12 protein-coding genes are annotated in these 12,516 nt (G+C 35.0%); all 12 read left to right on the top strand.

The window, feature by feature from the left end; all coding sequences use genetic code 11:
- The first annotated feature begins 43 nt into the window (after positions 1 to 43).
- The 12 genes from DR017_RS12275 (at position 44) to DR017_RS12220 (ending at position 12,515) form a co-directional block, all read left to right on the top strand.
- Positions 44 to 832 carry a hypothetical protein gene (locus DR017_RS12275; protein ID WP_174888850.1) on the top strand — a complete coding sequence of 263 codons (789 nt, stop codon included), beginning with the start codon at positions 44 to 46 and terminating at the stop codon, positions 830 to 832.
- A gap of 30 nt (positions 833 to 862) precedes the next feature.
- On the top strand, positions 863 to 1,216 hold the full coding sequence (locus DR017_RS12270; RefSeq protein ID WP_002678173.1) for a DUF4280 domain-containing protein: 354 nt from the start codon (positions 863 to 865) through the stop codon (positions 1,214 to 1,216).
- 61 nt (positions 1,217 to 1,277) lie between these two features.
- Positions 1,278 to 2,216 carry a type VI secretion system baseplate subunit TssG gene (locus DR017_RS12265; RefSeq protein ID WP_002678196.1) on the top strand — a complete coding sequence of 313 codons (939 nt, stop codon included), beginning with the start codon at positions 1,278 to 1,280 and terminating at the stop codon, positions 2,214 to 2,216.
- The gene (locus DR017_RS12260; protein ID WP_002678128.1) at positions 2,213 to 3,181 is read left to right on the top strand and encodes a TssN family type VI secretion system protein; all 969 of its coding nucleotides are present in this window, start codon (positions 2,213 to 2,215) and stop codon (positions 3,179 to 3,181) included. Before DR017_RS12265 ends, DR017_RS12260 begins: the two co-directional genes overlap by 4 nt.
- Before the next feature lie 53 nt (positions 3,182 to 3,234).
- The gene (locus DR017_RS12255; protein WP_002678295.1) at positions 3,235 to 4,386 is read left to right on the top strand and encodes a hypothetical protein; all 1,152 of its coding nucleotides are present in this window, start codon (positions 3,235 to 3,237) and stop codon (positions 4,384 to 4,386) included.
- A 29-nt stretch (positions 4,387 to 4,415) separates the two neighbouring features.
- Positions 4,416 to 4,937: a type VI secretion system TssO gene (tssO, locus tag DR017_RS12250; protein WP_002678041.1), complete on the top strand. Its 522-nt coding sequence runs from the start codon at positions 4,416 to 4,418 to the stop codon at positions 4,935 to 4,937.
- Between the two features lie 26 nt (positions 4,938 to 4,963).
- Positions 4,964 to 5,524, top strand: coding sequence for a hypothetical protein (locus DR017_RS12245; protein WP_002678166.1), 561 nt, complete (start codon positions 4,964 to 4,966; stop codon positions 5,522 to 5,524).
- Positions 5,525 to 5,537: 13 nt separating this feature from the next.
- Positions 5,538 to 6,236: a hypothetical protein gene (locus DR017_RS12240; RefSeq protein WP_002678110.1), complete on the top strand. Its 699-nt coding sequence runs from the start codon at positions 5,538 to 5,540 to the stop codon at positions 6,234 to 6,236.
- A 103-nt stretch (positions 6,237 to 6,339) separates the two neighbouring features.
- Positions 6,340 to 8,250, top strand: a complete 1,911-nt coding sequence (locus DR017_RS12235; protein WP_095909085.1) for a type VI secretion system Vgr family protein — start codon at positions 6,340 to 6,342, stop codon at positions 8,248 to 8,250.
- A 2-nt stretch (positions 8,251 to 8,252) separates the two neighbouring features.
- A complete protein-coding gene (locus DR017_RS12230) occupies positions 8,253 to 9,377 on the top strand; it encodes a DUF2931 family protein (RefSeq protein ID WP_040362006.1) in 1,125 nt (374 codons plus the stop codon).
- Positions 9,378 to 9,382: 5 nt separating this feature from the next.
- Positions 9,383 to 10,522, top strand: coding sequence for a DUF2931 family protein (locus tag DR017_RS12225; protein ID WP_002682201.1), 1,140 nt, complete (start codon positions 9,383 to 9,385; stop codon positions 10,520 to 10,522).
- A 16-nt stretch (positions 10,523 to 10,538) separates the two neighbouring features.
- Positions 10,539 to 12,515 (top strand): phospholipase effector Tle1 domain-containing protein, encoded by a 1,977-nt coding sequence (locus DR017_RS12220; protein WP_002682190.1) that lies wholly within the window; start codon positions 10,539 to 10,541, stop codon positions 12,513 to 12,515.
- The last annotated feature ends 1 nt before the right edge of the window (position 12,516 follow it).

Genomic DNA, 12,516 nt, shown 5'->3' with positions numbered 1-12,516 from the left:
TAGTAATGCACAAAATATTTATGAGTTAAAAATTGATAAAAAAATGGATAAGAACAATCGCCCAACAATAGATAGTGGATTTGATATTCTTCATTTAGAAGAATATAAGGATTATTTAATCAAAGATCCAGATAATATTGATAAAGATGTTTATGAAAAGAAAACCTCTTCAGGGAAAATACAAATAGAAGGAGGTTATGGAAATGATTATACTTACGAAAAATATTTTAATAATTCAAGTTATTGTATATTTAAGGTATATGATGCAAAAACATTGAAGATAAAAAGAAAATGCCTTTTAACACGTCCCGTAGATATCTTTCTTGGCAAAGAGTATCGCTATGATAGTAATGCTACCCTTATCAAAACCATTGAACACGATAAGGGATGGAATTTTAGTTATGAAGATGTGATTAATTATTTATATGACAATATAGAAGATGAAGTAGAAATATTCATTTCTTCTATCAAAAAAAGAGTATACCAAAATAGAAATTATTGGCAAGTAGAAACTAATACAAGTTTTTGGAGAAATAATCATTTTTTGCGTATAGATGGTAATACAGGTGAGATACTGTGTCATCTTGTTTTGTATACAAAAGAAAACGCTCCTGCAATAAATGTGCTTAAAACTATTGTTCCTAATAAGATAGATAAACTTCCTCCTGAAGAAAATAAATATCTTCATTGGATAGATGAAAATGGCAAAAAGTATCAAACCCCAGACACAAGGCGGAAAGTCAATGGTATTTCATATACCGAAGAAGAATGGAAAGCCTATGAGGAAGAACAATGGCAACGCTATCAGAAAAATAAAGGAAAAAGTTGGTAGGAGCGATTGTTTAGTTAAAATATATGAGTTATGCCACAAATCATCACTAATACTGCAGAACTCAGTTGCAATCAAGGTACTGCAACGAGTAAACTCAATGTTACAAGTCAAGATTTTGTAACTATTGAGGGTAAAGCTATGGCTACTGAGGACGACAAACAAGCTAATGTGAATATAATGCCTTTTGGTCAGTGCAAGCTAAAGCCTACGTCAAGTGGTTATTTGCCTTGTATGCCTGCTCCTACAAAATGGGAACAAACAGCTGAGAAAGATACCATCAACGATTTAAAAATCCTCACAGAGAAAAGCACCTGCCAGTGTGCTGTAGGTGGTAAAATATCTGTTACCCATAAAGGACATAACGAACAACACGAAATAGAATAAAAACAAAAATTTGCGCTTTTGTATTTTTTTTGTACATTTGCAACGTTGAAAAACTATCAAAATGGAACACCTAATAGGAGTTATAAATGAGATAAATCACTTACCTTATGATATAAGGGCAGAAGTGCTATTAAACCATTTGTTAGACAAAGGAATTATCTCTGACAACGAATATATAGTAAAACACCAAGGGCAGTTTGTACGCGGTTATCGCGCCGATGTACTAAGTGCAAAACTTACTGATTTCAACTACGATCCTACCCAATTGATAGAGGTAAGCCTTTCTCGCGATAGTTTGTACGATATACTCCCCGAAAGTGTCGCTCATCATACCAAGAATGAAACTCAAGGCAAGGGAGTAGAAACGATGCTCAAAGATTACAGAGAAAGGAAACAAGAAGAAAAAGCAGCTCGTACCTTTTTTAGTCCTTTTGAGAATGAGATTTTTAAGTTAGGAGTAGAAATAGAATCCTTTGAACAAGATAGCTTTAAAGAGCTTAATGCCAACGAAATTTCTACATTATTCTATGAACTTTGGGGCATTTCAAAAGATTTTCCTACTTTCTTAGTCTCTAAATTCATAAGGTTGTTACCTTATAGCTACAAAATAGTAGGCAATATTCCTCTTACAGTGCAAATACTCTCAAAACTTTTAGGAGAAGAAGTACATATTAAAGAAAAAGAGTTTGCTACTTATTCTGATGAATCACAAGGTTTTTGCTTGGGAGAAGACATCTACTTAGGAGTAGATATGATCACAGGTACAGCCTATGAAGATTATACTAAACACCTAACCCTTGAGATAGGTCCTTTAAAGCATTCTGCTTTTACCGATTACATTCTTGGGGGCAATAAAGAAAAATTCGTTATAATGTTCTGTGAGCATTTTTTTCCATTAGAAGTGGAAATCCAGTTAAGTGTATTGCTCTCAGAAGAAGAAAGCCAATTTGAATTAAAAGAAAACAACGACCCTATTTTAGGTTATAACACTTGTATATGAAAGAGTTAAAAAATTACTTTATCAATTTGTTCGACCCTCGTCTATTGGTAATATTATTGTTTTTAGTAGCTATGTGTATAGCTATTACCATCATTTTTTCAAAGAAAGTACCTGAGTTCAAACAGTATAAAACCAATATCTACATCTATCTGTTCTTAACAGTATTGGTGTACTCAGTCATTGCCTTTTTAGGATATAGCCGCCTCTTTGAAGGGAAAACCCTAAGTGAATTTGTCTTCTATCAAATTTGCACCTTAACACTTGGCTTCTTTCATTGTTATTTTTATCGTTTGTTTTTCAACAAATTCAAACTGGAGGACGATGTGTTCAAAGAACTATTTTTTGCCTTATTAGTCGTGCTATATGCCGCAGTACCTTTTTTGTTAATTTACACTTTTTTAAACGGAATGTACTATATGCCCCTAATGATGGGCAATTTTATAGTCTTTTTCATACCTACTTTAGTAAATGCGAGCTTCAATCATTCTCTAAAGATACCACCTAAAATCTACACCACTTGGCAATTCCCCGAAAACTACAAAGAATTAGTAGGAGTGAGCGATGATGAGATGCGCGATTTAGTAGTATTCACACTAATGATAAAAAAAGAAGAAAATGATAAAGACTACACTTTATATCGTGCCAAAGGTCCTACCCGAATAGATTTCGGGCGCTTGTTCTACAATTTTGTAGAAGATTACAACGAGCGTTTTGCCGATGCCCCTATCGAGATACAAAATGAAGAAGGCTTTTATAATTGGGTATTCTTCAAACAACCTAAATGGTACGAATCCACTAAATATATAGACCCTAAGTTTACCCTATATATGAATGGAATAGAAGAGAATAGCTACATCATTTGTATGCGAACACTCGTTTCCGACACCGCAATCAATAATAGTGACCAAGAAACAGATTTTGAATACAGTAAAGAAAAGGACAATGAACGAGTTCAAGCTTATTAGCCTCACTTTACTTAAGATAATAACTCAACAGATATAAAATAAATAGAATAACAATGACAGAAAAACTCACCCATTTGCCAGTGAACTTTATTGATGGAATGAAAATCAATAAAAGGTATTTTATAGATATTCAAAACTTCGTCATCGATTCGGTGCGCGATGCTATAGGGGTACATACCTCAATGCTTACCTATGGATTGTTGCCCGTCAATGACCCACTGAGAATGAATCTGTCAGTAGACACCCATAAAAACCTCCGACTCCGTATAGAAGAATGCCACGCAATTACTCCTAATGGCTCTCGAATAGACATCAGTTCTAACACGGAACAGAGTACGCTCTCTTTTTCATATCCCGAAATTATCAAAGAGATAAAAGAAGATGAGGTTGCGTTATTAGCTTGTATTTCTGTCAATCCATTCAAGCGTGTCCCTTGTGGAGACCCTGACCCTGAGGAGAACCCACCACGCGACCCTTATACCGAACCTGAGTATTACCTTTCTTTAGTGAAGGAAGAGGAACTTAGAAAAGATATGGGCGTAGGAGGGCATTATCTCATTGTAGGAAAAATATGGGTAAGTGGTGGTAATACCAATCTTGATAGTTCTTATATACCACCTTGTGTACTGGTAGCTTCTCATCAAAAACTACAGCAGTTATACAACGAAATCGACCGTTTCTATGGTCAGATGGAAATTTATGCTATCCAAATCGCTCAAAAAATACATACTAAAAACCAGACCAATAAATTAGCTACTATCATAGAGCAAATGACCGATAGAATGCTCTACTACTTAGCTACTGAAATCAATCATTTTCGTTGGCTTACTCTCTACAGTACCCCTGCCGAAATGTTAGTGTCAGTAGTAGGTTTTGCAAGAGTGCTTAAGAACTTTATCGATGCTCGTTCAGGAGTGGGTAAAGAGGAATTGCTCAATTACTTTGCCGATTGGTGTAATGTAAGTCAAGGAGAGTTTGAAACAGTCTTCTCTGAGGTAATCAATACAGAATACAACCACAATCAAATAGGAGACTCTGTGGTGAAAGTAGAACGTTTTATGAAAACCTTAGAAGATTTATTCGCTATTCTAAACCGCTTAGACTTCATTGGTAAGAAACGTGATGGCAGCATTTTCGTATCTGAAATCACAAATGAAAAAAGCTCTCTACAACCTGAGAGAAGCAAGACTTTCTTAGCCGATTAATAGAAATTAACAACAAAAAATAAACCTATATGGAAATATTAAATCAAAAAGAACGCACAAAAGCATTAGGCTTTTTCGTGTTATTTTTCGCTCTTGCTGTATTTGTTATAATTTTAGCACTCATTGTCAATATCTACTTCCCTTTCAAGGAAAATGATTTGCTCAAACAAGAAAATGCTCGCATACAACGAGAAATGAAATTTCAAGATGGCTTTTCTTTTCAGTTAGAAAAAGTAAAAGTGGCTGTAGATTCTATAGGAACACCTCAAGGGGGCTATAAAAACGATTTTTTCAACGAGAAATTAGCCCTTTCTATCCTTGCCGATATGTACAAGCAAATCCCTAAAGACTCTCTTAGAAATAAAAATATGTACAACAATACTATCTTGGTATACAAAGAGCTCATTGATGCTAAGAAACAAATAAAACAACTTACCATCAATCAAAAAACCTTAGATAGCCTTAGTACTATCAACAAAACCTTAAAAGAGGAATATGATAAGATGAAAGTAGATTTAGAAGTTTGCAAACAACTATACCAACAGGAATAAAGTAACTATAAAAAGACAAATTGGATATGTTAAAAATATATTTACTTTCATTCATAAGTTTTATATGCTTTTCTTCTATTACTTTTGCTCAAGAAGAAAAAAAGCAAGATAGCTTGCAAATCATCTCAAAGAACCCCAAAGAGCCTGTTACTATCAATTGCAAGATAGTACAAGGTCATAAAAAACTAAAAGGAAGACATTTTGCAAGTGCACAACCTTTATATCTGCGTGCTAATAAAGATACACTCACTTATGGAGTGTTTCAGTTTGGCAGAAGAGGAAAAGATTTATTCCTATATGTCAAAATATTAGACGAATCTGTTTGCTTAAAAAAAGAAGAAGATTTTGATATGTTCTTTGCTTCAGGAGAAAAGATAACCCTAAAAAATCAATTTCCCATCAATTGTGAAGGAGCTTTTGCGCATAAGCTAAATGCCAAAGAAATAGATGAGATTATTTTTAAAGAAATAACCAAAGTCAGTATTTATACCTATCATAAAAACTATGAGTTTTTGATAAGTCCTAAACAAAGTGATGATATCATTACCCTAATACAATGTCTAAGAAGGTATAAACAGTTGAAATAACAAAAAAAATACTATGCCACTACCCGAAATAAAACTAACACTACAATATGAAGACCGCTTTCTCTCAGAAAAATGGGAAGATAGAAACGAAAATAAAGTAGTGGTACGTACTGATACCCATTTTCAAAAACATACCATTAGTATCCTCATCTCAGAACAACCCATAGGAAGCGTTCAACTAAAAATAGACGACCATTGGGTAGAACTTCCTACCTACAAACTTACGGTTACAGACGACAAAACTGAAGAAATAAAAACTTTCCAAGTAACTCGTGACTTCCTTGCCTTTAAAAAAGAAACTACCCAAAAGAGCTTTTTTTCATTCTTAGGTATCAAACGCTTTGATAAAACCTCTTTCCTGTATGAAAACATAGCCTTTGAACCCGAAAAAGACAGTATAGAGAGTTTCGAACTATCGCGTTATCGCAAATTGTCCAACAATTCTTTGTCCTATCAATTTCAAAGTGGAGATAAGAAACTCCTTATCTATGCAGGGAGCTTAGAAAACTTTGCAAAACCTACAGATATAGATAGTTACTTTATCATAGTAGATAGTAATGAAGGACAAAGTTTTATAGGAGATATTTCCTATCGAGAAAAGATGCTAAAGCTCACCCCTAAAGTAACATTGCAAGTTGTCAAACGCACAAAAATAGCCAAAGAATTCTCTTTTGATAGCAAAGGAAAAGTTCAAAAACTCATTTATTTGTAAACTCCTAATCTTCTAAAATTCAAAAGATTTTTTTATTCAAAAACTTGTTTTTTCAAAAAAACTTCCGTACATTTGTCCGCAGCAATACAAAAGCTAACTAGCAATGAAAAATAATAACAACAACACCTCATCTGTACCAGGTCGTGTGAACGACCCCAAAACCTTTGCAAAATTTGCTTCGGTGAAAAGTTTTCAAGATTTTTTGAAAGATAAAGATAATCCTGTAGTGATGATTACCCTTTCTCTCAATGGTAAAGGATTTTTAGACACTGCCACTTTTTCTTTACAACTTTCACAGCACACCAATGCCCACGACGAATTTACCATTGTGGTCAATGATACAGCTATCGACGACTTCACAGGGCAAGTGATGAAAAATTCCAAAGATCTTTTAGGAGAGAACATTACTATTCATTTCCATCATCACGGAAGTATTGTACAATCTTTCAAAGGAATTATAGCCAATATCCGCAACCGCAAAGACGAAGGTGGCGGACACGGCAGGCTCTATATCTCTGGCTATGCACCAAGTATCATTTTAGAAAATGGTAAAGACTGTCAGTCGTATGAGAACAAAACCCTTCCTGAAATCATCGCCGAAGCCACCACTGAATACCCCCAAGAAGCCAAGGTAAATACCGAAGGAATGATCAATACCAAGTATAAAATTCCTTATGTGGTACAATACAAAGAATCCGATTATCACTTTATCAGTAGGTTAGCCCGCCGTTATGGCGAGTTTTTCTACTACAATGGCACCCAGCTCATTTTCAGCAACGAAGCACAGAACACAGTAGAGCTTTTTGAAGGAGATGATATGATCGATGTAGAGTTTGAACTAGTGATCAAACCTCAAAACTTCACCTATTTGTCCTATGATGCCGAAACAGCAGGTACCGAACAAAAAAAGACCCAAGAAGTACACTTGCAGGACAAGGTAAATCCTTTTCAGTTTGCAGCTATCAAAGCCTCAAACAAAGTCTTTACCAAAGTGCCCGAGATGCCTTATGTAGCTATACCCGAACAGTTTAGAGGTGATTATTTAAAAGATGTAGTACGCCGTGAGAAAGAAAGCCGAGAACAGCTGATGCAAGTACGAGGCAAAAGTCGCAACCCCCACGTGCGCATAGGGGGCTTTGTAAAACTCAAAGACATCAATGGTAAACCAATGGAAACCTACCGAGTGATAGACATCAAGCACTATCAATCAGGTCAAGACTACTACAACGAGTTTATCGCCATCCCCGATGTGTATATCGCTTACTATTACGATGAAGAAGCCCTCCCACGAGCCGAACAGCAAATAGCCCGAGTTACCGATAACAACGACCCTAAGGGCTTAGGGCGCGTGCGCGTACAGTTTATCTGGCAAGAAAAATACAAAACCCAAACCCCTTGGATACGTGTAGTACAACCCCACGCAGGAGCCGACAAAGGCTTTTACTTCATCCCCGAAGTAGGCGAAGAAGTATTAGTTGATTTTGAAGACCAAAATGCCGAACGCCCTTATGTAATAGGCAGTAACTACAACGGCAAGGAATTTAGTAAATACCATACCTCAGGCAACGACAAGAAAGTGATACACACCCGTTCAGGTACTAAAATCATTCTCAATGATGGGGAAGGTAGTGTATTTATAGAAGACCCTAGTGGTAATACTTACCTAATGGATGGACAAGGAAATATCAATGTAAGTGCTCCTAAGAATATTAGTTTTACAGCGGGAGAAAATGTAAATATCAAGGCGGGAACTAATTGTATTATGGAAGTAGGGAACGATATGTTCACTACAGTACAAAATAACAATAGTGTAGAAATTGTTAATAATCATAGTTTTAGATCTAAGGACTATAAACAGACAGTACAAGGAGCTAAAACAATAGATATTGAAGGTAATTTAGTAGAAAACACAGCAGAGACTACCCATACAGCAAAGAAAGGAAATATTACCATACAGAGTGCGGGTGTTTCTAAGGTGTTAGGTAAAAAAGATGCTATGGTCAATAAAGGATAGTTATGAAAAAGATATTATTATTTTTACTCTTAACCCTGCAGCTCGCTAGCTGTCAAAATCATAATAGCAATAATAAGAATATGAATGAACAAGAATATGAATGGGGCATAGCGGTGAATACTCCCATAGGCTACCCTATACGTTTTTATGCCGCTATGGTGGGAGGAACTCCCATTGTAAGAGAGTTATACACTAAAAAAGAAGAACCCGATTGGGGAAATGCTTTTGGTTATGAAAGCACTTCAATGGACAAACTACCTAAAAGCGTAGATATGGTATGGCTGTCCTATAAAGAAGATTGCTTCTATAGGCTCAAAACCGCTATTGATTACGAAAAGGTAGAGAAACTTTTTAGAGAAGGTTTTAATCAAAGAGTCCCTAATGGAGAAGTAAGACATAAAACCTATGATACTATAGTAGTGGGTATTGCCCCTGGTGGCGTAGTAGTGTTATGGGTGGGGTATGGTTATTTTCCTCTTACAGAAATAGGAAGATACCAAGCTGAAAAAATAGATTTGAAAGAGCCACCTGGGTTAGATAGTCACGAACGTCTCATTTTTAGTAAAGAGGATAGAGAAGAGGTTTTAAATAGTGACTTAACAATTCCTAAAGCGGTACGTGAAGCCAATAAAAACAAACCTATCCCCTTTGGCTTATGGGATAGTTATAGATACCATCAATACCAATGGTTCCCTGTCTATGAAATTCCTGATGGAAAAATAGGTGATGTAGACTATCGCTATTGGAATGGAGAAGCAGGCACTACCTTGTATACTGATTTCGCTTCCTATATGGGTAAAGAAGATTTCTTCTATTTAGAAGAACCTATTCAAAAACGTCCCTTGTTTAAAGAATTAGTTATCTCTTACAAAGCTGAAAGCGGACAAAAATATTTAGCAAAAGTTTGGTTTGATTGGGAAGCAGTAGTAACTGCTTATCAAAAAGTCTTTCGAAAAGAAGCCGCTCAAGTAACGGCTCACTTAGATATTCGCGTAAATCGCGCTAATACCTACCTCACCTTTCAATTGATAGGCGATAATGGTGAACAAACTTTTTTAGAACCTAAAGAATTAAAATTTTATAAGCTTTCCGATAAAAATTTTATAACCCCCACCCCTTTAGACTAAAAAATATGCCACAGAAATTTGTAATAAAACCATTATTATTTTTACTCTTAACTCTGCAATTCGCTAGCTGTCAAAACCATAACAACAATAATAAGAATATGAATGAACCACAATACGATTGGGGCGTAGCGGTGAATACCCCCATAGGTTACCCTATACGTTTTTATGCCGCTATGGTAGGTGGAAGACCCATTGTAAGAGAGTTGTACACTAAAAAAGAAGAACCCGATTGGGGTAATGCCTTGGGGTATGAAAGCCATTCAATGGCATACTTGCCTTCAAGTGTAGATATGGTATGGCTGTCCTATAAAGAAGATTGTTTTTATAGGCTCAAAACAACTATTGATTATAAAAAGATAGAAAAACTTTTCAGAGAAGGCTATAAAGAAAGAGTTCCTAATGGAGAAGTAAGACATACAACCTATAATACTATAGTAGTAGGGGTAGCCCCTGGGGGTGTAGTAGTGCTATGGGCAGGTAGAGGCTATAAAAAAACTACTGAAATAGGAAAATACCAAGCCGAAAAAATAGAATTGAAAGAGCCTCCTGGGTTAGATAGCCACGAACGCCTTATATTTAGCAAAGAGGATAGAGAAGAGGTTTTAAATAGTGATTTAACAATTCCTAAAGTAGTACGCGAAGCCAATAAAAACAAACCTATCCCCTTTGGCTTATGGGATAGCTATAGAGACCATCAATACCAATGGTTCCCTATCTATGAAATTCCCAATGGAAAAATAGGTGATGTTAGGGTGAGATATTGGAATGGAGAGGCAGGCACTACCTTGTATACTGATTTTGCTTCCTATATGGGCAAAAAAGATTTCTTCTATTTAGAAGAACCTATTCAAAAACGTCCCTTGTTTAAAGAATTAGTCATCTCTTACAAAGCTGAAAGCGGACAAAAATATTTAGCAAAAGTTTGGTTTGATTGGGAAGCAGTACTAACAGCTTATCAAGAAGTCTTTGGAAAAGAAGCCAATAAAGTAACGGCTCATTTAGATATTCGGGTAAATCGAGCCAACACGAACCTTACCTTTCAATTGATAGGTGACAATGGCAAACAAACTTTTTTAGAACCTAAAGAATTAAAATTTTATAAACTTTCCGATAGAAATGTCATAACCCCCACTCCTTTGGATTAAAAAAAGAAACTTAATTATGGCACAAACATTTGTATACAACTCAGGAACTTACCAAGAAACCAACTTTGGAACAATTCACTTAGAGTTTGGATTATTTTTTGATGGCACTCTCAATAATAAAGATAATACCGATTTGCGCCTAAAAATGCTTAATCAAGAAGATCTCAAAATTCTTCCTTCTGATAATGTTAATACAGTGACGCAAAAAGAAGAGTTAATAAAAAAAAGAAGAGAACGTTTTGAAAATGACGAACTTACAAATGCTGACAAATGGCATTTAGGATTGGATTTTAAAGATATTAAGACATTAGAACAAACACTTGAAAAAGAAAAGCAAGCAGGTTCAGAAGTCCCTGAAATATTAAAAGAAATCGTCGGTTATTACAATGCTGATAAGAGATCGTTGGCTGATAAACAAGGGGTTGATAACAGTCTGATGAACGATTATACCAATGTAGCCCGTATGTGGGCGTGTTGTAATGAGACCTATGCCATCTATATAGAAGGCATTGGTACTCTCAATTGGCAAAAAGATATAGATGCAGGTTTTCAGTTTGGTTCAGGAGATACAGGTATCAGAGGAAAAGTACGTAGAGGTTGTTATGAATTGGGTATGAAAATTAAAGAGAAATTACCCGAAGAAACAGATGAGGTTATTAAGGTTACTTTAGATGTCTTTGGTTTTAGTCGTGGGGCAGCAGCGGCACGCAATTTTCTTTATGAAATAAATATTTCTAACAAGAGAGAAGAGGATACTAAATTAGATAAAAGATTTGAAAAGACAGGGAGAAGACTATATAATGAGGGTAATCGTTATGGTTATAATGAGTATGCTTATTTTTATTATGACAAGGATAATGTAAGAGTAAATATAGATTTCTTTGAGGAAGGTAAATGGCCTAAATATGGCTATTTAGGATATTATCTATTAAAAGAAGGAATAAATCCTAAAATATTAGATAAGATAAGCTTAGAGATACGATTTGTAGGGATTTATGACACAGTTTCTTCCTATGAAGAATTTGGAAATATAAAGGGTATTTCTCTAAAAATAAAAGGTATAGAACAAGCCTCTTACCTTAAAGATTATTTTAAGGATGATGTAAAACAATTGCAACTAAATAATATCGGAAATTTTGGAAAAGCAGTTCATTTTACAGCAATGGATGAACATCGCGAAAATTTCTCCTTAACCAAATTGCGTCCACAAGAAAGTAATTGTAATTATATAGAAAAAGTTTTTCCAGGAGTCCATTGCGATATTGGGGGAGCGTACGAAACAGGTACTGAGTATGTTGATGAGATAGATAACAGTAATTATAATTCTGGCTTAGATACACTTCGTGAGGATTTGATAGCCAAACATTGGTATACAAGGGAACAATTAAATATCCCCTTTTTCAAGCTTTCAGGGACACGTTTTTTACGAAAAGAATATAGTTATATTCCTCTACATTTTATGCAACAGTTTTTTAATGATATTTTAGGGAATAGCTACGCAAATGTAATTAGTAAAAATGTTGTTACTGATTATCCTATTTCAGACCCTCAAGATAAAAAACTCATAGACGCTAAAGAGCGTTTGAGAAAATATGTTTTTAGAGATGAGAATAAAAAAGAAGAGGAAAGATCAGAAGAGGAAAAAGAATGGCGCTTTCTACCAGATGAAAAAGTAAAAAAACTACTTCAGGAAGAAGGGGAAAAAGTAATTAATGAGATTAAAAGCAAAAGAAAAAAAGAACAGGAAAAGAAAAAAGAAAAAGATCAAAATATGATGCTTTTAGAAGGAGGTACATATAAAAAAACGGTTACTTTCGATAGTGAGCCAAAGATTGATTACCCAAAAGTTTTACAAGAAGTAAATAAAAGAAACCCAATCTTTGAAACACAAGATGTTTTAAGAATATTACGTAACAAATACCTCCATTGGTCAGCTAATAGAGATTGGTTTGGTATGGATCCAACTCCTGATAGAATACGCAAAGAATATTAGA

Origin of the sequence: Capnocytophaga sputigena (assembly GCF_900446695.1) — a bacterium.
In the GTDB taxonomy this organism is placed as follows: Bacteria; Bacteroidota; Bacteroidia; order Flavobacteriales; family Flavobacteriaceae; genus Capnocytophaga; species Capnocytophaga sputigena.
Note: the sequence above shows the minus strand (reverse complement) of the source record. Positions and strands in the feature narration are given on the sequence as shown.